The organism is Streptomyces sp. NPDC058880 (assembly GCF_042742535.1).
In the GTDB taxonomy this organism is placed as follows: domain Bacteria; phylum Actinomycetota; class Actinomycetes; order Streptomycetales; family Streptomycetaceae; genus Streptomyces.
The window spans coordinates 14,860-37,265 of record NZ_JBHYMC010000005.1 but is presented as its reverse complement, the minus strand read 5'-3'; the positions used below and the strand labels follow the sequence as shown (position 1 = coordinate 37,265).

The 22,406-nt window shown below is 71.1% G+C and carries 20 protein-coding genes, 2 tRNA genes and 1 pseudogene; 17 read left to right on the top strand and 6 right to left on the bottom strand.

The genetic code is table 11. The features are described 5' to 3' along the window. Nucleotides 1-47: 47 nt before the first annotated feature. Nucleotides 48-649, bottom strand: a pseudogene (locus ACFW2G_RS04775) (ATP-binding protein). A gap of 85 nt (nucleotides 650-734) precedes the next feature. Next, a complete protein-coding gene (locus ACFW2G_RS04770; RefSeq protein ID WP_172671318.1) occupies nucleotides 735-1,523 on the bottom strand; it encodes a glycerophosphodiester phosphodiesterase in 789 nt (262 codons plus the stop codon). Between the two features lie 236 nt (nucleotides 1,524-1,759). On the opposite strand from ACFW2G_RS04770, the gene ACFW2G_RS04765 reads away from it, so the two are divergent. The 7 genes from ACFW2G_RS04765 to ACFW2G_RS04735 all read left to right on the top strand — a co-directional run bounded on the left by ACFW2G_RS04765 (nucleotide 1,760) and on the right by ACFW2G_RS04735 (nucleotide 7,695). Further along, the gene (locus ACFW2G_RS04765) at nucleotides 1,760-3,310 is read left to right on the top strand and encodes a trypsin-like peptidase domain-containing protein (protein WP_384445799.1); all 1,551 of its coding nucleotides are present in this window, start codon (nucleotides 1,760-1,762) and stop codon (nucleotides 3,308-3,310) included. 87 nt (nucleotides 3,311-3,397) lie between these two features. Then, entirely contained in the window at nucleotides 3,398-4,303 is a 906-nt protein-coding gene (locus ACFW2G_RS04760) for a LysR family transcriptional regulator (RefSeq protein WP_037920222.1), read from the top strand. 79 nt (nucleotides 4,304-4,382) lie between these two features. Further along, nucleotides 4,383-4,931, top strand: coding sequence for a cysteine dioxygenase (locus tag ACFW2G_RS04755; RefSeq protein ID WP_384445795.1), 549 nt, complete (start codon nucleotides 4,383-4,385; stop codon nucleotides 4,929-4,931). Beyond that, nucleotides 4,931-5,977, top strand: coding sequence for a YeiH family protein (locus tag ACFW2G_RS04750; protein ID WP_384580968.1), 1,047 nt, complete (start codon nucleotides 4,931-4,933; stop codon nucleotides 5,975-5,977). The genes ACFW2G_RS04755 and ACFW2G_RS04750 overlap by 1 nt, the downstream gene beginning before the upstream one ends. Nucleotides 5,978-6,186: 209 nt before the next feature. Next, nucleotides 6,187-7,152: a trypsin-like serine peptidase gene (locus ACFW2G_RS04745; RefSeq protein WP_384580966.1), complete on the top strand. Its 966-nt coding sequence runs from the start codon at nucleotides 6,187-6,189 to the stop codon at nucleotides 7,150-7,152. A 50-nt stretch (nucleotides 7,153-7,202) separates the two neighbouring features. After that, nucleotides 7,203-7,289: transfer RNA gene (locus ACFW2G_RS04740), tRNA-Ser, on the top strand. Nucleotides 7,290-7,479: 190 nt separating this feature from the next. After that, nucleotides 7,480-7,695 (top strand): hypothetical protein, encoded by a 216-nt coding sequence (locus ACFW2G_RS04735; protein ID WP_384445789.1) that lies wholly within the window; start codon nucleotides 7,480-7,482, stop codon nucleotides 7,693-7,695. Here the strand turns inward: ACFW2G_RS04735 and ACFW2G_RS04730 are convergent. Further along, a complete protein-coding gene (locus tag ACFW2G_RS04730) occupies nucleotides 7,686-8,216 on the bottom strand; it encodes an SCO4225 family membrane protein (RefSeq protein WP_384445787.1) in 531 nt (176 codons plus the stop codon). The two genes, ACFW2G_RS04735 and ACFW2G_RS04730, sit on opposite strands and share 10 nt — an antisense overlap. A gap of 572 nt (nucleotides 8,217-8,788) precedes the next feature. Between ACFW2G_RS04730 and ACFW2G_RS04725 the strand changes: the two genes are divergently transcribed. The 9 genes from ACFW2G_RS04725 (at nucleotide 8,789) to ACFW2G_RS04685 (ending at nucleotide 17,513) form a co-directional block, all read left to right on the top strand. Then, nucleotides 8,789-9,211: a DUF6344 domain-containing protein gene (locus ACFW2G_RS04725; protein ID WP_384580964.1), complete on the top strand. Its 423-nt coding sequence runs from the start codon at nucleotides 8,789-8,791 to the stop codon at nucleotides 9,209-9,211. 666 nt (nucleotides 9,212-9,877) lie between these two features. Next, nucleotides 9,878-10,189 carry a hypothetical protein gene (locus ACFW2G_RS04720; protein WP_384580962.1) on the top strand — a complete coding sequence of 104 codons (312 nt, stop codon included), beginning with the start codon at nucleotides 9,878-9,880 and terminating at the stop codon, nucleotides 10,187-10,189. A 181-nt stretch (nucleotides 10,190-10,370) separates the two neighbouring features. Then, complete coding sequence (locus ACFW2G_RS04715) at nucleotides 10,371-11,522, top strand: acyl-CoA dehydrogenase family protein (protein WP_384445781.1); 1,152 nt, start codon at nucleotides 10,371-10,373, stop codon at nucleotides 11,520-11,522. Beyond that, entirely contained in the window at nucleotides 11,519-12,466 is a 948-nt protein-coding gene (locus tag ACFW2G_RS04710) for a bifunctional MaoC family dehydratase N-terminal/OB-fold nucleic acid binding domain-containing protein (protein ID WP_384580960.1), read from the top strand. Before ACFW2G_RS04715 ends, ACFW2G_RS04710 begins: the two co-directional genes overlap by 4 nt. Beyond that, entirely contained in the window at nucleotides 12,466-13,497 is a 1,032-nt protein-coding gene (locus ACFW2G_RS04705) for an acyl-CoA dehydrogenase family protein (RefSeq protein ID WP_384580958.1), read from the top strand. Before ACFW2G_RS04710 ends, ACFW2G_RS04705 begins: the two co-directional genes overlap by 1 nt. Continuing rightward, complete coding sequence (locus ACFW2G_RS04700) at nucleotides 13,494-13,877, top strand: MaoC family dehydratase (protein ID WP_384580956.1); 384 nt, start codon at nucleotides 13,494-13,496, stop codon at nucleotides 13,875-13,877. The genes ACFW2G_RS04705 and ACFW2G_RS04700 overlap by 4 nt, the downstream gene beginning before the upstream one ends. Next, nucleotides 13,874-15,040 (top strand): lipid-transfer protein, encoded by a 1,167-nt coding sequence (locus tag ACFW2G_RS04695; protein WP_384445773.1) that lies wholly within the window; start codon nucleotides 13,874-13,876, stop codon nucleotides 15,038-15,040. The genes ACFW2G_RS04700 and ACFW2G_RS04695 overlap by 4 nt, the downstream gene beginning before the upstream one ends. A 137-nt stretch (nucleotides 15,041-15,177) precedes the next feature. Next, complete coding sequence (locus tag ACFW2G_RS04690) at nucleotides 15,178-15,711, top strand: SigE family RNA polymerase sigma factor (RefSeq protein WP_037920174.1); 534 nt, start codon at nucleotides 15,178-15,180, stop codon at nucleotides 15,709-15,711. Nucleotides 15,712-15,863: 152 nt separating this feature from the next. Next, a complete protein-coding gene (locus tag ACFW2G_RS04685; RefSeq protein ID WP_384445771.1) occupies nucleotides 15,864-17,513 on the top strand; it encodes a long-chain fatty acid--CoA ligase in 1,650 nt (549 codons plus the stop codon). A gap of 21 nt (nucleotides 17,514-17,534) precedes the next feature. Here ACFW2G_RS04685 and ACFW2G_RS04680 read toward each other — a convergent pair whose 3' ends face one another. From ACFW2G_RS04680 to ACFW2G_RS04670, 3 genes are all read right to left on the bottom strand, one after another. Beyond that, nucleotides 17,535-18,107, bottom strand: a complete 573-nt coding sequence (locus tag ACFW2G_RS04680; protein WP_384445769.1) for an antibiotic biosynthesis monooxygenase — start codon at nucleotides 18,105-18,107, stop codon at nucleotides 17,535-17,537. 13 nt (nucleotides 18,108-18,120) lie between these two features. Further along, the gene (locus tag ACFW2G_RS04675; protein ID WP_384580954.1) at nucleotides 18,121-21,477 is read right to left on the bottom strand and encodes a PAS domain-containing protein; all 3,357 of its coding nucleotides are present in this window, start codon (nucleotides 21,475-21,477) and stop codon (nucleotides 18,121-18,123) included. Nucleotides 21,478-21,597: 120 nt separating this feature from the next. After that, entirely contained in the window at nucleotides 21,598-22,023 is a 426-nt protein-coding gene (locus ACFW2G_RS04670; protein WP_037920168.1) for an SSI family serine proteinase inhibitor, read from the bottom strand. 186 nt (nucleotides 22,024-22,209) lie between these two features. On the opposite strand from ACFW2G_RS04670, the gene ACFW2G_RS04665 reads away from it, so the two are divergent. Continuing rightward, nucleotides 22,210-22,300: transfer RNA gene (locus ACFW2G_RS04665), tRNA-Ser, on the top strand. Nucleotides 22,301-22,406: the final 106 nt, after the last annotated feature.

Genomic DNA, 22,406 nt, shown 5'->3' with positions numbered 1-22,406 from the left:
TCACGGGTCCCGGTCCGGGGAAGATCCCGACTTCCGGGCCCGCGGGGTCAGACGTCGAGATCGTCGAATGCCGTGCTGAAGTCGATCGCCGGGGGCGCAACGCGCGTAGCGAAATCCTCGTGCCGGGGCCCGCAGGCAACGATTACCCAGACGGTGACCTCACCCGCCGCTCCGTCCCGGACACCCCAGTCCTGGGCGAGGGCGCTGATGATGTTCAGCCCCCGGCCGCCGCGCGCGGTGACCGAGGGCGTCGAAGGAACAGGCCGGGTGGGCCCACCCCCGTCCGTGACCTCGACCATCAGCCGCCCCGCTCCGTCGACGCGCCACGCGGCGCGTATCTCCCCCTCCCCGACTTCCCGAGCGCCCAGCGGCCTGCCATGTCGGCAGGCGTTGCTGAGCAGTTCGGAAAGGATCAGTACGGCATCGTCCACGACCGAATCGGCCACCCCGCTGATGCGCAGTTGTGCGCGCATCCGGTGTCTGGCCTCACCCACGCCCGCAGGACCATGGCGTACGTCCATGCACGACGACGTGGGCACTTCTTGTGCCACCACCAACGCCACCCCCGGAACCTCCTTAGCCCCACGCATGGTCTGGATGCCCTCTTGGCCTGGACCGGAAACCGCCGAACCAGACCGCTCTGACGCATTCGTGTCGGCCGAATACGGTACGGATGCGCCGGTGTACGCCCTGTGATGGATGGGGTGAGGGTGGGGGGTGTGCAAATCGGGACGTCAGCGACCCAGTTGGGACAGAACTTGACGCGGTCTGTTCGTAATGATCGCTTCCACACCCAGATCCGCGCAGAGCTGAACGTCTTCTGGATCGTTCACCGTCCACACGTGAACGGAATGGCCCGCGTCCTGAAGCCTGCGGATGAAGCCGGGGTGATTGCGGACGATCCGGATCCCGGGGCCGGCGATCGCCACTCCAGCCGGCAGCCGTCCGTCGCGCATCCGGGGTGAGATGAACTGCATGAGGTACACCGTCGGGATCGTCGGCGCGGCGGCCTGCACCCGGTGCAGGGAGCGCGCGGAGAAGCTCATGACCCGGACCGGGTGCGGGCCCTCGGGCGGCGCGGCGTCCAGACCGAAGCGCCTGAGGAGGGAGAGCAGGCGCTCTTCCACTTGTCCGGCCCAGCGCGTCGGGTGCTTGGTCTCGATCGCGAGCTGTACGGGCCGTCCGGTGTCCGCGACCAGCTCCAGAAGGCGCTCCAGGGTGAGGACCGAGGTGCGCTCGGGGTCGGCGTCCCAGTCGGGGGATTCCTCACGGTCTTTCCAGGAGCCGAAGTCGAGGGCGGCGAGATCGGCCAGCTCCAGGGCGGAGACGGCGCCGCGGCCGTTCGAGGTGCGGTTCACCCTGCGGTCGTGGACCAGGACCAGATGGCCGTCGGCGGTGAGCCTGACATCGCATTCGAGGGCGTCGGCGCCGTCCTCGATAGCCTTGCGGTAGGCGGCCAGGGTGTGCTCGGGGGCGTCCTCCGAAGCGCCGCGGTGGGCGACGACCTGGATGGTGCGCGGCATTGCGTGGGTCACCGGGTCATGGTGCCACCGTCAGCCCTCTGGTGGTCGGGTCGAGCCCTGCGAGTGCATCCGAAATGTCGGACATAAGGAATGGGGGGAGATGCACAGGTCCGGCTTACAGTGCTCTGACGGGGCATGGGAAAGGCTTTGTCCTGGAACTTGTACGGCATGTCGAACGTTCAGCCGGATCGATATCGCCGGATTTCTGCAGTTGTGCGTGACGAGGAGAGAGAGCTGTGAGCACCGAGAACGAGGGCACCGCGGCCCCCACACCCTCCGCGGCCCCGTCCGTGACCCCTGCTCAGGGCTCCGAGACGGCGCCGGCGGCCTCCACGCCCGCTCCGCAGCCGGACCACGCCCCGCAGGACGCCGCCCCGGGCGTGCCGCCGGCCCCGTCCGCGGCGCCCGCACCGGCGCCCGCCGCCGGTGAGCACGTGACCCAGCAGCTTCCGCCGACGCCTGCGCCGGGCACCGGAGCGACCGAGCAGATCCCACCCCCGCCCGCCCCGCAGGCCCCTGCCTACGGCCAGGCCCCCGCCCCGGCCGCGCACGGGGCCGAGGGCTGGCCTCCCCCGCCGCCCACCGTGCCGGCGTACGGTGCGGGCGGTGCGGGCGGCGGTCCGGTCTGGGGCGCTCCCCCGGCCGCCGACGGCTATCCCGCGCCCAAGCCGAAGGGCAGGGGTGGCCTGATCGCGGCCGTGCTCGTGGCGGCCCTCCTCGCGGGCGGCATCGGCGGCAGCGTCGGCTATTGGGCCGCCGAGCGCAGCAACAACGGCACCGGCTCGACCACGATCAGCGCGGCCAACACCCCGAAGGACCTCAAGCGCGAGGCCGGCTCCATCGCCGGGCTCGCTGCCGGCGCACTGCCCAGCGTGGTCACCATCGAGGCTTCGGCCGGAGACGGTGAGGGGGGCACCGGCACCGGCTTCGTCTACGACCAGCAGGGCCACATCCTCACCAACAACCACGTCGTGGCCTCCGCTGTGAACGGCGGCAAGCTCTTCGCGACCTTCTCCGACGGAAAGCGGTACGACGCCGAGGTGGTGGGCCGTGCCCAGGGCTACGACGTCGCCGTGCTGAAGCTGAAGAACCCGCCGGCCGGCCTGAAGCCGCTGGCCCTCGGCGACTCCGACAAGGTCGCGGTCGGCGACGCCACGATCGCGATCGGTGCCCCGTTCGGGCTGTCCAATACGGTCACCACCGGCATCGTCAGCGCCAAGAACCGCCCGGTCGCCTCCGGTGACGGCACCGGCAGCAAGAACTCGTACATGAGCGCGCTGCAGACGGATGCCTCGATCAACCCGGGCAACTCCGGCGGGCCGCTTCTGGACGGTCGCGGCGCCGTCATCGGCATCAACTCCGCCATCCAGTCGGCCGGGAACGGCGGCTTCGGTGGCGGCCAGGCCGGCTCCATCGGGCTCGGCTTCGCTATCCCGATCAACCAGGCCAAGAACGTGGCCGAATCCCTGATCAAGACGGGCAAGCCGGTCTACCCGGTGATCTCGGTCTCCGTGGACCTCCAGGCCAAGACCGAAGGCGCGAAGATCTCCGAGCAGGGTGCCGCCGCCAACGAGCTCGTCGACCCCAACGGTCCGGCCGGCAAGGCGGGCCTCAGGCCGGGCGACGTCATCACGGCCTTCGGCGGCAAGCCGGTCGACAGCGGTCCGACCCTGATCAGCATGATCTGGACCTACAAGCCCGGCGACACGGTGAAGCTCACCTACCTGCGCGACGGCAAGCCGACCACCGTCGACATCACGCTCGGCTCCAGGATCGGCGACAAGTAGCACTACCGGCCACGGCGGTGGCTCAATGGCGAGGGCCGTGGGCGCGATTGCGCCCACGGCCCTCCAACGTCCGCTTATGCTTCGCTGGTGTTCGATTCTCGGCACATACGTACGTTCCACGCCGTGGTCGCCGCCGGCTCGTACTCGGCGGCCGCGCGCGTGCTGGGCTACACCCAGCCCGCCATCACCCAGCAGATGAAGGCGCTCGAACGCGCTGTCGGCACCCCGCTGTTCACCCGTGTCGGCCGCAGGATGCAGCTCACCGAGGCCGGGGAGTCCCTCTCCCGGCACGCCGAGACCATCCTCGGCAACCTCTCGGCCGCCGAGGCCCAGCTGCGGGCATACGCCCGCCTGCGCACCGGCCGGGTCAGGCTGTGCGGCTTCCCCAGCGCCAACGTCACCCTTGTCCCGGAAGCCCTGAGCGGCCTGGCCAAGGACCACCCGGGCATACAGGTGGAGCTACTGGAGGGAGAGCCCCCGGAGTCGCTGCGGCGGCTGGAGCGCGGCGAGTGCGACATCACCCTCGCCTTCACCTATCCCGGCCTGCACGAGGAGGTACCGGGGGACGTCGCCGAGGTCAGGCTGCTGGAGGACCAGCTGACGGTGCTGCTCCCGACCGGGCACCCGCTGGCCCGGCGCCGCGCCGTGCACCTGGCCGACCTCGCCGAGGAGCGGTGGATCGCAGGCTGCCCACGCTGCAGGGCGAACCTGCTACACGAGTGCGCGGAGCTGGGCTTCGTGCCCGACATCCGCTTCGCCACCGACGACAACCTGGTGGTGCAGAGCCTGGTGGCCCAGGGCCTGGGTGTGGCGATGATGCCCGCGCTGGTCCTGCCCTCGCTCTCGCTGAGCCGGGTCTGCGGACGCGCGCTCCAGCCGGCCGCCCGCCGGCACATCGCCGCGTACGTCTACCGGGACCACCTGCGGATCCCGGCAACGGCCGTGGTGCTGAGCGCACTCAAGCAGGTGGCCTCCAACCGGGTCGGCTGCTGACCAATCCATAAGCACTGCTTGGGATTTCGGGTAAAAACTGTCGTTGGACGCAATGGAACGGCGCCCGCACGCTGCCCGTATGACCACCACCACACCGGCCCGTACCACCACGAGGATGGCCGCCCTCATCAGTGAGATCCGCACGGTCGTGGAGCGGGGACTGGCCCCCGACCTCACCGCCTATCTCGTGGGCGAAAGGCTCGCTCCCCACCTCGGTGCGACCGACCTGCTGACGCCGACACAGCAGGAGGGCGATGCGGAGCGGTACCGGCAGCACATCCTGCACGCGGAGCCCGACGGCAGTTTCTCCGTGGTGGCGCTGGTGTGGCTTCCCGGGCAGGAGACCTGCATCCACGATCACGTGTCGTGGTGCGTGGCCGGGGTGCACCAGGGCGAGGAGAGCGAAAGCCGTTTCCGCCTCGCGCCCGGTGCGGGTCCTGCTCGCCTGGTGGCGACGGAGACCGTGGTCAACGCCCAGGGTGAGGTCTGTGGATTCGCGCCGCCCGGCGATATCCACCAGGTACGCAACTCCTGTTCCACCACGGCGATATCGGTGCACGTGTACGGCGCTGACGTGTCCCGGCTGGGGACCAGCATCCGTCGCGTCTACCAGCTTCCCGTCGGCTGATGGCCCTCCTCCATCGCCCACAGGGCAAGGTGGTTCGGCATGTTTCACGTGAAACATCCACGCTTTGGCCCGGGTTGGTGCTGGCGGCTGGAGGAGCCCTGGCCGCCTGGTGCGTCCATCGCCTCATACCGGCCGTACCGATGCTGACTGCGTCAGTGGTGCTGGGCATCGCGATGGCTCACTTCCCCGGACCGCGGAGCCTCGTACGGGGAGCCGGGCGAGCAGGCCTCTCCCTGGCCGGGCGGCGGCTCATGCGGATCGGCATCGTCCTGCTGGGCCTCGGCCTGGGGCTGGACCAGGTGCTCCGTCTGGGCTGGGTCACGGTGGCCATGGTGGTCGGGGTGGTCGCGGCCACGTTCTTCGGCACCCTCTGGATGGGCCGCAGGCTGGGACTACCGGGCGACCAGCCGCTGCTGATCGCCACGGGGTACTCGATCTGTGGAGCCTCCGCGATCGGCGCCGTGAGCCAGGTTTCGGGCAGTGACGAGGAGGACGTGGCCGCCTCGGTGGCACTGGTCACCCTGTGCGGAACCCTCGCCATCGCCGTACTGCCCCTCCTCCAGGACCCGCTGATGCTCTCCGACCAGGCCTTCGGGAGGTGGGTCGGCGCCGGTGTGCACGACGTCGGCCAGGTGGTGGCAACCGCGCAGACGGCGGGCCCGGACGCCCTGGGCGAGGCGGTGCTGGTCAAGCTGATGCGGGTGGCCCTGCTCGCCCCTCTGGTGGCGGCCGTCGCCTTCTCGGTACGGGCCCGGCGGCGCGGCATGCGCACGTCCTCGGGGCGACGGCCCGCCCCGGTGCCGCTCTTCGTGGCCGGGTTCCTGGCCGCGGCCGCGCTGCGCGCCACAGGCGTGCTGCCCGACGTCGCCCTGGAATGGGCGCGCACCGCGCAGGAGGCACTGCTGGCGGCGGCCCTGTTCGGCCTGGGGAGCGCAGTCCACCTGCCGACGCTGGCCCGGACCGGTGGGCGTGCCGCAGCGCTGGGACTGGGGGCGTGGGTGGTCGTCGCCGTGGCCTCGTACGCGGGCGTGATGCTCACCGTATGACGCTGCAACGGCCGGGAGTTGGACATTTCCTGGCCGGAACCTACCGAACGTTCCGACTGTCCGATGACATTGATGCGGGGCCGTGCCACTCTGCCCCGACAAAGCCGCACCCCGTACGACGCGCCACGCACAGCCGATCCGCACCGACCGCTCTTCACCCCCACCCTGCCCGGCTCCGACCGGTCCGGGCACGGCAGAAGGAGTCATGCGTGAATCGTCATCGCACGGCCTTGTCCGTCCTGCTCTCGGTGGGCGCCCTGTTCGCGGGTGCCCTGACGGCGGCCACACCCTCGATCGCGGCGGACGCCAGCACGTCCTTCCGGCAGCAGCACACCCAGGGCTTCTGGACCGCCGAGCGGATGCGGGGGGCCACCCCGCTCGACGTCACGGCGGTCCCCGGCGCGGGCCGCATCTCCACTGCGGCCTCCGCCGCCTCGGCGGCCCCCACGGCCATCGCCCCGACTGCTGCCGCGACCGCCGCGTCGCCCACGGCCTTCCCGCAGGCGGGCGGGGCCTGGACGGGTGGCGGCGCGGTCGTGAAGACCTCGGGCCGGGTCTTCTTCACGATGGGCAGCCGCACCGCCTCCTGTTCCGGCAACTCGATCACCAGCGCCAACGGCAGCACGGTGATGACGGCCGGCCACTGCGTGAAGTACCAGGGCGCCTGGCACACGAACTGGGTCTTCGTGCCCGCCTACAGCAACGGATCCGCGCCCTACGGCCAGTGGTCGGCCACCAAGACCTTCGCCACCGACCAGTGGGCGGCCAGCGAGGACATGAACATGGACGTCGGTCTCGCCGTCGTCGCCCCGCTGAACGGCCGGACCCTCAGCCAGGCCGTCGGCGCGCAGGGCGTCCTCTTCAACGGCGGCTACAACAAGAGGATGTACTCCTTCGGCTTCCCCGCGGCGGCCCCCTACGACGGCACGAAGCTGGTCTACTGCAGCGGCAACAGCGGCAAGGACTTCCTCCTCACCCGGGACCACAGCCTGGGTTGCAACATGACGGGCGGCTCCAGCGGCGGCCCCTGGTTCCAGGACTTCAACGAGACCACGGGTCTCGGTACCCAGGTTTCGGTGAACAGCTTCGGCTACAACTTCCTGCCGAACCGCATGTACGGCCCGTATCTCGGCAACGAGGCGAAGGCTGCCTACGACAAGGCGCAAACCTCCTGATCCGACAGTCGCCCCGCCACCCCCACCTGGCCGGTACTCTGTACCGGCCAGGTGGGTTGCCCGAGCGGCCTAAGGGAACGGTCTTGAAAACCGTCGTGGCAGCGATGTCACCGTGGGTTCAAATCCCACACCCACCGCAGATGAACGGCCCCTGACCAGGAGATATGGTCAGGGGCCGTTTGGTGGTGCGGACATCGTCCGTGGCTGCTGACACCCTTGGTTCCCCGCCATGACGGGCACGCATGGGGTACGAGAGCAGCGCTCGCAGGGCCCCGCACGCCCAAATCTCAGCAGCGCCGGACCACTGCACTGTGCGATCTTGCCAGCATGAGCGAGACGCCCCCCGCCTCCGTAACTGTCGCTGACGGCGAGATCTTTGCTGGCCGTATCCTGCCGGGCATCAAGGCCATCCGAGAGCATCTCGGATGTTCTCTTCAAGAGGCGCTCCTGACCTTCCATGAGCGGTACGAAGTCCTTCAGTGTGAACAGCCCGAGACGTTCGCCGTGGCGCCCGATGAGTACTGGACCGGCTTCTACTCCTGAGACGGAGGGCCAGCCCCCTGCTTCTGCCCACGTACGGGCCAGTTCGTGGGCCAGGACCAGGGTGCTAGACCTGCGTGCCTCCGGCGTTGCGTCGCCGCGCCCACGAAGCGGAGCAGGGCCCAGATCGCCGCGGCGTTGACCAGGGCGCTGAACAGGACCGCAGCGGAGAAGCCGAGTCCTCCCCAGACCGAGGGCTCGACGGCCACGGAGGTGTCCGGTACCCAGTCCGCGGGGAGCGGATCCGACGCCGGAACGAACTCCGCGGGCGGCTCAGCGGGCGGTTCCGAGCCGTAGTAGGGCTCCACGGGCGGAGTCGGGGCCGGCCCCATGGCGTCCGCCGCGGGTCCGAAGGTGCTCAGCAGCAGGAGGCTGACCGGCGCGGTGGCCAGGATCGGCCAGACTCCGAAGAACCCGATGTCCCCGGTCCGGCTGCCCACCGCGACGTAGACGAGCATCGCGACCACCAGTGCCAGGTATGCGCCGGGCACCCACATCTCAGCCTTCGACCAGCGCCGCACCATGACGTTTCCCCGTTCCGTTTCGCTTCGTTCGACCTGCGCCCAGTCTCGAAGCTGCCGAGAACCCCCACCTGAGTACGCCTACTCATCCTGCTCGGCTGTACGTACCTGCTCAGAGCCGTGCACGGCGAGCACGCCGGGAACACCGCACAACGTTTCCCCTCATGTCCGACACCCAGTGCCGGAGGACTCCCTGACCGGCCGGCGTTGTGGTCCCGCGCCTGACGGCCGGAGGGGGCGGGCCGGTCGTCGGCCGCCGTGATCACCAGGAAGCGCTGCCCGGACCGGGCGTGCGGGGCGTTCTCCGGCGGGGTAACACCCGGGGCGGGTTTCTCGGCTTGCGGGTCGGATGCCGGCGTGCAGGGGCAGCGGTCCCCGCCCGGTCCGGGCCCGGCCGGTCCTGAAAGCGCGGTCTTCACGGGCTCCAGGGGCCGGGCGGAACGTGCGATTGATCCTTCCGGGTGGTGTTAGTCGGAAGATCGGCGCGTGTGATGAACGCGGTGCGGTTGCCCCCACATCATGACGAATGTATTCAGATCCGCCCGTCCGAACATCGCGAATCGAGGCACACCGTCATGGCTCACCGCAACGTCCTCACGTCGATCTGGACCTCGGTCCTCGCAGCTCTCGTGGCCGTTCTCGCCAGCCTCGGCTTCGGCGGCAAGGCTGCTCCGGCCGCCGCCGCATCCACCGCCGGTGGCGCGGCTCCGACCGCTGTCGCCGCCGTCCCCGCGCGCCGGCAGGCGGTCTCGGCGCCGAGGAGCTGGCGGGAGATGATGCGGGGTGGTTCGCTGCCGCCGACCCTGAAGCAGCGCATCCGCGCCGAGGCCCACGGCAAGACGCCCGGTGTCCGCCGCTCGACCACCGCCGCAGCCATGGGTGCCGCCCCCGGAACCGCCGCCCGCGTCATGGCGCCCTCCGTGGTACCTGCCCCACGTACCGCCCGTACCGTCCGTGCCGGCCGTGCCGCCCGCGAGGAACTGGCGCTCGCCGCGTAGCCCCGTACGGGCAGGCAGAACGCAGCGGAACGAACTGTGAACCGCAGCCGGAGGCCGGGACGCGCCGTCGGGCGAGGGTGCGCCGGTGCGCAGGCAGCAGCAGGACCGCAGGCAGGGGCGAGGTCGCGGCGGGAATCAGCACCGCCCCCGGAAGCCCGCTTGTAGGCAGCCGCAGGCGTCAGGCAGCGACAGGGATACAGAGGCAGGAACGCAGGCAGGCGCTGGAGCCCGGTCGGTCTCGACCGTGGATCGCGCCGAGCGGTGCCCCGGAAGCGGGGTACGGAGGGATCCCCCGGCGTGCGCCGGGGAGCGTGCAGGGGGCGTGAAGCTTGGCAGTGCAGGGCCGCAGGCCCGGGAGACGGTGGGGTTCCCGGACGGCGCGGCCCTTTTCGGCATGTTCCGGAGCGACGGCCTGACGGAACGCTTCACCCCTTGTGCGATGCGGGGTGCGGCTGGTTCTGCAGTGCTGATCCGGGGCCTCGGGGGCGCGAATGGGGTTTATCCGGTGTTGGTCATGCTTGCGGGGGAATCGGGAAGTCCGGGGTGGTTCGCCGGGGATTCGGTGGGCAACTCTGGTCTCGCGACGTCGTCAGCACGGAACGACCGAGGCGGTCGGCCAACCGCCCTGGTGCAAGTCCCACTTCGGTTTTCTGGAGGAATGAAGACATGGCAAGCAGCCGTACCGCCCGCGCCATCGCCGCCGTCGCAGCCCTGCCCCTCACCGTCGCCCTCTTCGGCGGGGTGGCGTCGGCAGACAACGGCTCCTTCGCGAACGACGGATCGAATGCGAGCGTCGCCAGCATCATCGGCAGTGGCGTGGGTGGTGACAACAACGGCAACTCGGCCACCTCGCAGCAAGTGGCCACCGGCTTCGGCGCCTCCAACCAGAACAACACCGCGCAGGTCAACGGTTCGTCCTTTACCGCGATCAACCAGGGCAACTCGAACGTGGCGGTCAACTTCCACCCCTGGTGGTAGCAGCGGCACCAGCCGCTTCCCATCGTGAGGGCGTCTGTGCGACCGGACCGGCTGGGGTCCGGTAGCGCGGGCGCCCTCGCGCGCGTCCTGCCTCTTCCGCCTCTTCCCGACCTTGACACCACGGGTAAATCTGACGGACAGTCAGTTATCTTGATGACATGGACGCCGGGAGGCCTGCGCCGTGCACCTCGCCCCGACCGAAGGCCAGTTGCGGCTCCGTGCCGAACTGCGCGCGTACTTCAAGGAACTGCTGCCCGACGGAGTCCCCGAAGATCCGGCCCGTCAGCGCGGACTGCTGCGCCGGATCGGCGCCGACGGACTGCTCGGCCTCGGCTGGCCCGTCGCCTACGGCGGACAGGGCCGCGGGGCGGATGAGCAGTTCGTCTTTTTCGACGAGGCCTACCGGGCCGGCGCTCCCGTCTCCATGGTCACGCTGAACACCGTCGGCCCGACCCTCATGAAGTACGGGACCGAAGAACAGAAGGACTACTTCCTCCCCCGGATCCTCTCGGGCGAGATCGTCTTCGCCATCGGCTACTCCGAGCCCGAGGCCGGCACCGACCTCGCCGCACTGCGCACCCGGGCGGTCCGTGACGGAGCCGACTGGCTGATCGACGGGCAGAAGATCTTCACCTCCAACGCCCAGAACGCCGAATGGATCTGGCTGGCCTGCCGCACCGACCCCCGAGCCCCGAAGCACAAGGGCATCTCGATCATTCTCGTCCCCACCGGCGACCCCGGCTTCTCGTGGACGCCGATCGAAACCGTCGGCGGGCTCACGACCACGGCGACGTACTACGACTCCGTCCGCGTGCCGGCCGGAAACCTCGTCGGCCCCGAACACGGCGGCTGGGAACTGATCACCAACCAGCTGAACCACGAGCGCGTGGCCCTCGCCGCCATCGGCATGCAGGCCGAGGACTTCTACGAGCTCGCCCTCCGGCACGTCCGCACCCCCGACCCGGCCACTGGGGAGCGGCCCGCCGACCTTGCCTGGGTGCGGTCCCGCCTCGCCGAGGCCCACGCCCGGCTGGCGGCCGTACGCCTCCTCAACTGGCGTCTCGTCCAGGACGTGCGCAGCGGAAGCCTCGCCCCCGGTGACGCCAGCGGCGTGAAGTTCCTCGGTACCGAGTCCGCCGTCGAGGTGTACCGGATGTGCCAGGAGGTGGTGGGTGAGGAGGCGCTCGTCCGGGGGCCCGAAGCCTTCGCGGGCGGCGAGCTTGAGCGGATGAACCGGGCCGCGCAGATCAACACCTTCGGCGGCGGGGTGAGCGAGGTTCAGCGGGAGATCGTCGCCATGATGCGGCTCGGGATGAAGGGGAGGAAGCGATGACGGCGGACGCGACCGGTACGGCCGGGGAGGCCGCCCGGTTCCAGGCGCTGCTCGCGGCCTTCGAGGGCGCACCGGCCGCCACCGCCGGCCGCGGCAAGGACCCGGTCAACGAGCCGATGATCCGACATTGGTGCGAGGCGATGGGCGACACCCACCCCGCCTACACCGGGCCGGGCGCCATCGCTCCCCCTACCATGCTCCAGGCCTGGACGATGGGCGGGCTCTCCGGCCACTCCGACCGCTCCTCCGCCTACGACGAGCTCTTCGCGCTCCTCGACGACGCCGGCTTCACCTCCGTCGTCGCCACCGACTGCGAACAGGAGTACTTCCGCCCGCTGCGCTCCGGCGACACGGTCACCTTCGACGCGGTCATCGAGTCCGTGTCGCCGCGCAAGACGACCAAGCTGGGCAGCGGCCACTTCGTGACGACCCGCATGGACATCCGCGCGGGCGGGGAGCCGGTCGGTACCCACCGCTTCCGTATCCTCAAGTACGCGCCCGCAGGACGGCCGGCGAAGGAGGACGCGCCCCGCGTGAAGACCACCGCGCGGCGCCCCCGCCCCGTGGTCAACCGTGACAACCGGGGTTTCTGGGAAGGCGTCCGGGACCACCGGCTGCTGATCCAGCGCTGTACCTCGTGCGACACCCTCCGCTTCCCCTGGCTCCCCGGCTGCAACACCTGCGCGAGCCCCGAGTGGGACACGGTCGAGGCCTCCGGGGCCGGCACCGTGTTCAGCCACGTCGTCATGCACCATCCGCCGTTCCCGGCCTTCGACCCGCCCTATGCGGTCGCGCTCGTCGAGCTCGCCGAAGGGGTACGCATGATCAGCAACATCACCGGTGTCCCGTACGACAAGGTGCGCATCGGCCTTCCCGTCCAACTGGAGTTCCTGCGCGTCGACGACGACCTGGAACTTCCCGTCTTCCGCGGGAGCGAGGCCTGATGGACTTCCACCCCACCGAGGAACAGGCCGCCGCTGCCGGTCTGGCCGCGCGGATCTTCGCTGACCTCTCCACCCATGAACGCCTCGCCGCCACCGGCACCGGCAGCGATGCCGAACTGTGGAAGGCCCTCACCACAGCCGGTCTGACGGCCGCGGTCCAGGAGATCGGCCTGCTCGGGCTGGTCCTTCTGCTGGAGGAGCAGGGCCGCACGACGGCCCAGGTCCCCTACGCCGCCACCTGCGTCTACGGAATCCTCCCGGTGGCCGCCCACGGCAGCCCCGAACAGCGTGCCCGCCTCCTGCCCGCGCTCGGCAGCGGGGACGCGGTGGCCACCGGAGCCTTCCCCGCCCGCGGCCGGATCACCGCCCGGGGCGGCCGGCTCACCGGGACCGCCCCCACCGTCCCCTGGCTGCGCGACGCCACTCACGTGCTGGTTCCGGACACCGAGCGGGCACTGTGGCTCGTACGGACCGATGCGCCCGGTGTGCGGACGTCACCCGTCGAGACGACCGCGCCCTGGTCGGCGGGCCGACTGGTCCTGAGCGGGGCCGACGCCGAACGCATCGGCATCGAGGGCGCCTACGAGCACAGCCTCGCCGCCGCGCGCACCGCCTTCGCAGGGCTCCAGGCGGGCGTCTGCGCGGGCTCGCTGGCCCGCGCAGTGGAGCACACCTCCTCCCGTGAGCAGTTCGGCCGTCCGCTCTCCACCAACCAGGCGGTCATGCTGCGTGCGGCCGACGCGTACATGGACACCGAGGCGATCCGGGTGACCGCGTACGAGGCGGCCTGGCGTATCGACCAGGGGCTCGCCGCGCACGAGCACGCGCTGACGACGGCCTGGTGGGCTTCCGAGGCGGGCAAGCGCGTCGTACATGCGGGGCAGCACCTGCACGGCGGCATGGGCGCCGATCTGGACCATCCCGTCCATCGGCACTTCCTGTGGGGGCGCCAGCTGGACGCCTACCTGGGCTGCGGCGGCGAGCTGCTGGCCGAGCTGGGAGCTGCGATAGCCGAGGGAGAGCGGGCATGAACGTCGGTGACACGCTGCCGTCCCTGGAGATCGCGGTCACCCGCACCCTGATCGTCGCGGGCGCGATCGCCTCCCGCGATTACCAGGACGTGCACCACGACGCGGCGCTCGCGCGGGAGAAGGGCTCCCCGGACATCTTCATGAACATCCTGACGACCAATGGTCTGGTCGGCCGCTACATCACCGATTGCCTCGGGCCTCGGGCCGTCCTGCGCAAGGTGGCCATCCGCCTTGGCGCCCCCAACTATCCGGGGGACACCATGACTCTCACCGGCACCGTCACGGCCGTGCTCGGCAACACGGTCGAGATCCGGGTCGTAGGAGCCAACGGCCTCGGCCACCATGTGTCGGGCACGGTCACCGCGGAGGTGGCGGCATGAGTGTGCGTAGCCGGGACAAGCTCGGCGGCCGGGCCGCGATCGCCGGCATCGGCGCGACCGAGTTCTCCAAGGACTCCGGTCGCAGTGAGCTCAAACTCGCCGTCGAAGCCGTGCACGCGGCTCTCGACGACGCGGGTCTCACCCCCGCCGACGTCGACGGCATGGTCACCTTCACGATGGACACCAGCCCCGAGATCACCGTCGCCCAGGCGGCGGGCATCGGTGAGCTGTCCTTCTTCTCCCGTATCCACTATGGCGGGGGCGCCGCCTGCGCCACTGTCCAGCAGGCCGCTCTTGCCGTCGCCACCGGGGTGGCGGAGGTCGTCGTCTGCTACCGCGCGTTCAATGAGCGGTCCGGGCGCCGCTTCGGTTCCGGCGTCCAGCAGCGCGAGCCCTCGGCGGAGGGCGCGGCGCTCGGCTGGTCGCTGCCCTGGGGACTGCTGACCCCCGCCTCCTGGGTGGCCATGGCCGCCCAGCGCTACCTGCATACCTACCACCTCACCCCTGAGGCCTTCGGACACGTCGCCGTCACCGACCGCCGCCACGCCGCGAACAACCCCGCCGCCTACTTCCACGGCAAGCCGATCACCCTCGCCGACCACGCCGCCTCGCGCTGGATCGTCGAACCACTGCGGCTGCTGGACTGCTGCCAGGAGACCGACGGCGGCCAGGCCCTCGTGGTCACCACGACCGAACGGGCTCGCACCCTGCGGCACGCCCCCGCCGTGATCACCGCTGCGGCACAGGGAGCCGGACGCCGCCAGGAGGGCATGACCTCCTTCTATCGCGACGACCTGACCAGGCTGCCGGAGATGGACGTGGTCGCGCGCCAGCTGTGGCGCACGAGCGGACTGCGGCCTTCCGACATCGACGTCGGCATTCTCTACGACCACTTCACGCCCTTCGTCCTGATGCAGCTCGAGGGGTTCGGCTTCTGTGAACCCGGTGAGGCCGCCGCATTCGTGGCCGCGGACACTCTCCCGCTGAACACCCACGGAGGCCAGCTCGGAGAGGCGTACCTGCACGGCATGAACGGCATCGCCGAGGCCGTCCGTCAACTGCGCGGCACCTCGGTCAACCAGGTGGCGGATGCCTCACACGCACTCGTCACGGCCGGCACCGGGGTGCCGACGTCCGGGCTGATCCTCGGCGCCGACGGCTGAGACCCCGGTCCCGGCCGGGCCCCCGCCCCCTCCACCTTCAGGGGGTGGGGAGGGCCCCACTCCTACAACCTGAGATGGATCCCCCATCGGCACCTGCGGGCGATTCCAGGAATGGCGGGCGCTCCTAGCGTGGAGACATGACCCCGCCTGTGTGCACGCTCGCCTCGAATCCGACGCCGTACCCGTCGTTCTCGGCGTACGTCCGTACCCGCGGCACGGTCCTGATGCGCACCGCGCGCTCCCTCACCGCCAACCCGTGCGATGCGGAGGACCTGCTCCAGACAGCCCTCGCGAAGACGTACGTGGCCTGGGACCGCATCGAGGACCACCGTGCCCTGGACGGCTACGTCCGGCGGACCCTCGTCAACACCCGCACCTCCCAGTGGCGCAAGCGCAAGGTGGACGAGTTCGTATGCGACGAGCTCCCGGAGGCCGACGGAACCTCTTTCTCCGACCCCGCCGAGACCCAGGCGTTGCGCGACGCGATGTGGCGGGCGGTGACCCGGCTTCCCGACCGGCAGCGGGCCATGGTCGTCCTGCGCTACTACGAGGACTTGAGCGAGGTGCAGACGGCAGAGCTGCTGGGAGTCTCGGTCGGCACGGTCAAGAGCGCCGTCTCCCGCGCGCTGGGCAAACTCCGCGAGGATCCGGAACTCACCCCGGTCCGCTGAGGCGGGCGATGTTTCACGTGAAACCAGAGAATGTTTCACGTGAAACCGGAAGCGGTTTCTACTCCCGGGTAGTGACAGACCGAGCGGTACGTGCGCAGAATCGGCAGCATCCGTAGCCGCCGCAGCGCCGCAGCGCTCACCGGGAGGACGCTTTGCTCAGCACCATGCAGGACGTACCGCTCCTCGTCACCCGCATACTCCGTCACGGGATGACGATCCACGGGAAGTCCCAGGTCACGACCTGGACCGGGGAGGCAGAGCCGCACCGCCGCAGCTTCGCCGAGATCGGCCTCCGCGCCACCCGCCTCGCCGGCGCCCTGCGCGACGAGCTCGGGGTGCAGCAGGACGACCGTGTCGCCACCCTCATGTGGAACAACGCCGAGCATGTGGAGGCGTACTTCGCGATCCCTTCCATGGGTGCGGTCCTGCACACGCTGAACCTGCGGCTTCCCGCGGAACAGTTGGTCTTCATCGTCAACCACGCCGCCGACCGGGTCGTCCTGGTCAACGGCACGCTGCTGCCGCTCCTGGCACCGCTGCTGCCGCATCTGCCGACCATCGAACACGTCGTCGTGACCGGCATCGGCGACCGCTCGGTGCTCGACGGCCTGAACGTGCGTGTCCACGAGTACGAGGAGCTCATCGAGGGCCGCTCCGACAGCTACGACTGGCCGGAGCTGGACGAGCGCCAGGCGGCCGCCATGTGCTACACCTCCGGCACGACCGGGGACCCGAAGGGCGTCGTTTACTCCCACCGCTCCCTCTACCTGCACTCCATGCAGGTGAACATGGCCGAGTCCATGGGGCTGACCGACAAGGACACCACCCTCGTGGTGGTTCCGCAGTTCCACGTGAACGCCTGGGGCCTGCCGCACGCCACCTTCATGACCGGCATCAACATGCTGATGCCGGACCGCTTCCTGCAGCCCGGCCCGCTCGCCGAGATGATCGAGCGGGAGAAGCCCTCGCACGCCGCGGCCGTCCCCACCATCTGGCAGGGGCTGCTGGCGGAGGTCACCGCCCATCCCCGTGACCTGAGCTCGATGAAGCAGGTCACCATCGGCGGAGCGGCCTGCCCGCCCTCCCTGATGGAGGCCTACGACAAGCTCGGGGTCCGCGTCTGTCACGCCTGGGGCATGACGGAGACCTCCCCGCTGGGCACGATGGCGCACCCGCCGGCCGGCCTGAGCGCAGAGGAGGAGTGGCCCTACCGGATCACCCAGGGCCGCTTCCCGGCAGGTGTCGAAGCCCGGCTGGTCGGCCCCGGCGGCGACCTGCTGCCCTGGGACGGCGCGTCGGCCGGCGAGCTCGAAGTACGCGGCAACTGGATAGCGAACGCCTACTACGGCGGTGCCGCCGGCGAACCCTTCCAGCCCGAGGACAAGTTCAGCGCCGACGGGTGGCTCAAGACCGGGGACGTCGGAGTCATCAGCCCGGACGGCTACCTCACCCTCACCGACCGCGCCAAGGACGTGATCAAGTCCGGCGGAGAGTGGATATCGAGCGTTTCGTTGGAGAACGCCCTCATGGCGCACCCCGAGGTCGCCGAGGCCGCGGTGGTCGCCGTCCCCGACGAGAAGTGGGGTGAGCGGCCGCTGGCCACCGTCGTCCTCAAGGACGGCGCGACCGTGGACTACACGGGACTGCGCGAGTTCCTCTCGCAGTCGATCGCCAAGTGGCAGCTGCCGGAGCGCTGGAGCACCGTCGACGCCGTGCCGAAGACGAGCGTCGGCAAGTTCGACAAGAAGGTGATCCGCCAGCAGTACGCGGACGGCGCACTGGAGGTCACCAAGATCGCCTGAGGGGGGTGGCCCCGACGGGGTTTAGCGTGTGAGCCATGGCCGCAGCAGCCTGCTGACTGCGGGCATGGCCAGGTAGGTCATCAGGGTGCTGAAGACGACCGCGAAGGCGGCCGTGCGCAGCACGACGTGCAGATCCACCAGGTACGGCCCGAGCAGCGCGTTGCCCGCGAGCGAGAGGGGGAAGATGGCCAGCCCCGAGCTGATGGCCATCTTCCACCGCGGCGGCGCGGGCCGGGTCGTGCCCGGCTTGGCGAACCACGTCTCCATTCCGTGCAGTTCCCGCCGGGCTATCTCCGTATGGTGGTGGCCCAGGCAGTTGGAGAACCACTGGGCCCGTTCCGGAGAGTCCTGCCAGCGCTGGAAGGCGGCCTGGTTGCGGAAGCGGTGGACCAGGAACCACGGCCCGCCCTCGGTCGCCGGGCGGAAGAGCCCGTAGCCCAGATGGTCCGGGAAACCGGCTGCCGTCTCCAAGATCCCGTGCGCCCAGGCCTCGAACGCCTCCTCGTGCCCGGGCTCGACCTGTCGTGCGATGAGAAGGTTCACCTCCCCGTTGTCGGCGGGGACGGTGTGCTCGGTCGTGTGGATGATGGCCATCGGGCCAGGATCGCTAGTTGGTGCCGATCTTGGCCAGCAGGTCCACGATGCGGCCCTGCACGTCTGCCGTGGTGGCCCGCTCGGCGAGGAAGAGCACGCTCTCGCCCGAGGCCAGCCTCGGAAGTTCGGCCGGCTCGATGCCGGTCGCCGTGTAGACGACCAGTGGGGTGCGGTTCAGCTGCCCGTTGGCCCGTAGCCAGTCCACGATCCCGGCCCGCCGACGGCGCACCTGCATCAGGTCCATGACCACCAGGTTGGGCCGCATCCGCGTCGCCAGTTCCACGGCGTCGGTGTCCGCGCCCGCCCGGGCGACCTGCATGCCGCGCCGCTCCAGGGCAGCCGTGAGCGCGATCGCGATCTCGTCCCGCTCCTCGATCAGCAGCACGCGGGAGGGGTGCTGTTCGCTATCGCGCGGCGCCAGTGCCTTGAGCAGCACGGCCGGATCGGCGCCGTACGCGGCTTCCCGCGTGGCCTGCCCCAGCCCGGCCGTGACCAGTACGGGCACCTCGGCGGCCACCGCAGCCTGCCGCAGCGACTGCAGAGCGGTCCGGGTGATCGGCCCGGTCAGCGGGTCGACGAACAGTGCGGCCGGGAAGGCGGCGATCTGCGCGTCCACCTCCTCGCGGGAGTGCACGACCACCGGCCGGTAGCCGCGGTCGCTGAGCGCCTGCTGCGTCTGCACGTCGGGCGCCGGCCACACCAGGAGCCGGCGCGGGTTGTCCAGTGGCTCAGGCGGCAGTTCGTCGTCCACGGGCTGCGGTACGGGCCGGTTGACCACCTCGACCGCACCGCCCGGGCCGTCCAGCGGCTCGGGGCCCTCGTCGGAACCCGCCTCCGGGGCACCTATGGCGAAGGCCCGCCCCTGCGGGCTGGGCTCGGCGAGCCGACGACGGCGGCCGGAGCCGGAACCCGCGGCAGGGGCCGCTCCGGCGGGATCGACGGCGATGCCCTGGCCGAGCGTGCCCAGAGCCCGCACGCTGATCGGCTGCGCGGACTGCCCCTGCACCGGGGCGTCCTGCGGCCGGCGTGCTCCGGGGACCGCGACCTGGCCGGAGGCCCCGTCCTCCTCGGCAGCGGTACGGCCCGGAACCGGCCACGCGGGGGCACCGGCCAGCGCGCGCCGACGCCCGGTCGGGTTCTCGGCAGGCACGTCGGACGCTGCGGCGGCCGGGGCCTCGGGCTCGGTACCGGGGGCTCCCAGGGCCCTGCGGCCACGCCGCCCCGCCGGCGCCGCGGCATCGGACCCACCCTCGCCCTCGGAGGCAGTGGCAGCCGGGCTGGCGGCTGCCGGGCCGGAGTCTGCGGGAGCAGGTGCGGCGGGGGGCACCGGGGCCGGGCCGGCGGGCAGCGCGAAGCCGCCCTCCGGGGCGATGGGCCGAGCCGGAGCGGGCGTCGGGCCGAGCCCCGTCGCGGGGACGGGACCGCCGGGCTGGGCCGGACCGGCCTGCCCCAGCGCACGCCGCCGGCCGGCCGGGTGCTCGGTCACCGGAACCGGAGGTACTGCGGGCACGGGCGGTAGCGCCGGCATGGCGTTGCCCTGCGGTGCCACGGGCCGACCGGGGCCGCTCTGGCCCTCGGGAGCGCCGCTCTCGCCACTGTCGTCACCGGCCCGGCCGCGCCTGCGTCCGGTACCGAGGCCCGCGGGATTCACCGGGGACTGCGCCAGCTCGGGACCCGGCTGCGGCGTGGCCTCGGCCGCTCGCCGCCGGCCCGAGGGCAGCGCGAGAGCGCCTCCGCCCGCCCCGTCCTGCGCGGCCCCGCGGCCCGGGGCCTCGTCCTCCAGGAAGGCGTCCACTCCGCGCCGGCCCCGCCGGCCGCCGGAGACCTTCCCGGGGGCGGCGCCCCCGGCCGTTCCGGAGCCGTCCGGCCCGGCGCCCCCCGCGGGCTCCTCCGGCGGCTCGGGCAGGGTCACCGTCCCGGCCCCCGCGCCGAGCGGGAGTTCCAGGACGTAGGCACCGCCGGGTGCGCCCGGCACCTCCACCGTCTGCAGCACACCGCCGTGCGCGGCCACGATGCCCCTGACGATCGGCTCGTGGACCGGGTCGCCGCCCTCGTAGGGACCGCGCACCTCGATCCGTACGACGTCGCCGCGCTGCGCGGCGGCCACCACGATCGTCGAATCGCTGTATCCGCTGCCCTGACGGGTCTTGCCGGTGGCGTCCACGCCGGCGACGTCCGCCACCAGGTGCGCGAGGGCGGTCGAGATCCGCTCCGCGTCCACCTCGGCCTCGATGGTGGGCGCGTGGACGGCGAACCGGGCCCGACCGGGGCCGATCAGCTCGACGGCACCGTCGACGCCGGCCGTGACCACGCCGTTGATGAGGACCTTCTTCTTCGAGAGCTTGTCGCGGCCGGCGTCCAGGCGTTGGAAGCCGAGCACGTTGTCCACCAGGGTGGTCATCCGGGAGTACCCGGCGGCCAGGTGGTGCAGGAGCTGGTTGGCCTCCGGCCACAGCTGTCCGGCGTCGTCGGCGGCCAGGGTCGCCAGCTCGCCGCGCAGCTCGTCCAGCGGGCCGCGCAGGGAGTCCCGGAGGACGGCGATCAGCTGCGCGTGCCGCGCGGCCAGGGCGTCGTAGGGCCGGCGGTCCGTGAAGGTCATGACGGCGCCCACGAGCTGCTCCCCGTCCCGTACGGGAGAGGTGGTCAGGTCGACGGCGACCGGCTGCCCGGCCTTGTTCCACAGCACCTGCCCGCGGACGCGGTGCTTGCGTCCGCTGCGCAGGGTGTCGGCGAGCGGGGACTCCTCGAACGGGAAGGGCGAGCCGTCGGCGCGGGAGTGCTGGACCAGGCCGTGCAGTTCGCGGTTGCCGAGGTCGGTGGCGCGGTAGCCGAGGATCTGGGCGGCCGCCGGGTTGACGAGTACGACGCGGCCGTCGGTATCGGTGCCCACGACGCCCTCGGCGGCGGCGCGCAGGATCATCTCGGTCTGCCGCTGGGACCGGGCCAGCTCGGCCTCGGTGTCGACGGTCTCGGAGAGGTCACGGACCACGAGCATCAGCAGCTCGTCACCGGTGTAGGCGGGTTGCGGCTCGCGGTAGGCGTCGCGGCCGTCAAGGTGGGCGCTGGTGACCTCGACGGGGAACTCGGAGCCGTCGGTGCGGCGGGCGATCATCCGCTTGGGCTTGGTGCGGCCGCCGGTGTCCTCGCCGGGCCGACGCATGGAGCCGGGGATCAGCTTGGAGTCGAACTCGGGCAGGAGGTCGAGCAGGCCTCGGCCGACCAGTCCGGTGCCGGGGCTCTCCATGACCTCGAGCGCGATCGAATTGGCGTTGACGACCGTGCCGTTGGCGTTGACGAGCAACAGCGCGTCCGGAAGGGCGTCGAGTATTGCTGCGAGGCGAGCAGCGCCTCGGGATGGCCTGCTGCTCACGACGAGCTTCCTCCCTGACCAACGACTACCGGCAAGTCACGGGAGGAGTCTAAGGCCACAGGCTCGCGGCGGGGTGGCCGATGTGGGGCCGGCAACGCCGCTTCCGGGCATCCTCCCAGGTCAGGAACGCCCACTCGGAAGCAGAGGTTCCAACTCGTCCCAGCGCTTGATTTCGCATCCGTCCGTCCGCCGGAAGGTGGCGTTCACCTTGCGTCCGTTCCATGTTCCGGTGACGCGTGCGGTGGCGGGGCCGCCGTACTGCTTGGTGCAGATCTGGTCCGGGGACACGGGGGCGAAGGGGTTGCGCCCCTCCCTGGCGAACTGGTCCAGTCGGGCGCAGGCGCCCTCGGCCTCCGGGTGGTCGCCGCCGACGGGGCCGCATTCGAGCGTGTACTCGCGGTCCAGCTGGCGGTTGCCGGTGTCGGCCATGGTCATGGTCAGCCGGTCGGGCGGGGCCAGCAGCTGTCCCAGGGGCAGTGGGGGCAGCGGCCCGGCGGCCGCGGTGGCCAGGGCCGAGGTGACGGCGAAGGCGGCGAGACGCAGCATGGGGCACTCCAGGTCGTCCGGACGTCGTACGCCTGACCAACGACGTGAGCGCGCCGATGTTGCGTGCGGCGGGGTCTTTAAGGCTTTGCCCTCGGCCCGCCCCGCCTAGTACCGTGGGAGCGGATTGGTGAGGGGCCCCGCGCCTGTGTCATCATCTGCACGCACCTTCGTACGCGAGGGTGTGCTGGAGGCGTCGCCTAGTCCGGTCTATGGCGCCGCACTGCTAATGCGGTTTGGGTCTTACCACCCATCGAGGGTTCAAATCCCTCCGCCTCCGCAGTTCATCGAAGCCCCGGTCCGTCAGGACCGGGGCTTCGATGCGTTCCGTGGCCTTCGCGCCGACCGGGGTGTTTCTGTGCGCTGCCGTGCGCTCTTCCGGCGCG

Excerpts from the sequence above, each read along its gene's own strand:
- ACFW2G_RS04710 (WP_384580960.1), top strand. The coding sequence starts at position 11,519 with ATGACGGCGGACGCGACCGGTACGGCCGGGGAGGCCGCCCGGTTCCAG.
- ACFW2G_RS04705 (WP_384580958.1), top strand. The coding sequence starts at position 12,466 with ATGGACTTCCACCCCACCGAGGAACAGGCCGCCGCTGCCGGTCTGGCC.
- ACFW2G_RS04690 (WP_037920174.1), top strand. The coding sequence starts at position 15,178 with ATGACCCCGCCTGTGTGCACGCTCGCCTCGAATCCGACGCCGTACCCG.
- ACFW2G_RS04725 (WP_384580964.1), top strand. The coding sequence starts at position 8,789 with ATGGCTCACCGCAACGTCCTCACGTCGATCTGGACCTCGGTCCTCGCA.
- ACFW2G_RS04755 (WP_384445795.1), top strand. The coding sequence starts at position 4,383 with ATGACCACCACCACACCGGCCCGTACCACCACGAGGATGGCCGCCCTC.
- ACFW2G_RS04670 (WP_037920168.1), bottom strand. The coding sequence starts at position 22,023 with ATGCTGCGTCTCGCCGCCTTCGCCGTCACCTCGGCCCTGGCCACCGCG.
- ACFW2G_RS04770 (WP_172671318.1), bottom strand. The coding sequence starts at position 1,523 with ATGCCGCGCACCATCCAGGTCGTCGCCCACCGCGGCGCTTCGGAGGAC.
- ACFW2G_RS04680 (WP_384445769.1), bottom strand. The coding sequence starts at position 18,107 with ATGGCCATCATCCACACGACCGAGCACACCGTCCCCGCCGACAACGGG.
- ACFW2G_RS04700 (WP_384580956.1), top strand. The coding sequence starts at position 13,494 with ATGAACGTCGGTGACACGCTGCCGTCCCTGGAGATCGCGGTCACCCGC.
- ACFW2G_RS04730 (WP_384445787.1), bottom strand. The coding sequence starts at position 8,216 with ATGGTGCGGCGCTGGTCGAAGGCTGAGATGTGGGTGCCCGGCGCATAC.
- ACFW2G_RS04695 (WP_384445773.1), top strand. The coding sequence starts at position 13,874 with ATGAGTGTGCGTAGCCGGGACAAGCTCGGCGGCCGGGCCGCGATCGCC.
- ACFW2G_RS04735 (WP_384445789.1), top strand. The coding sequence starts at position 7,480 with ATGAGCGAGACGCCCCCCGCCTCCGTAACTGTCGCTGACGGCGAGATC.
- ACFW2G_RS04750 (WP_384580968.1), top strand. The coding sequence starts at position 4,931 with ATGGCCCTCCTCCATCGCCCACAGGGCAAGGTGGTTCGGCATGTTTCA.
- ACFW2G_RS04720 (WP_384580962.1), top strand. The coding sequence starts at position 9,878 with ATGGCAAGCAGCCGTACCGCCCGCGCCATCGCCGCCGTCGCAGCCCTG.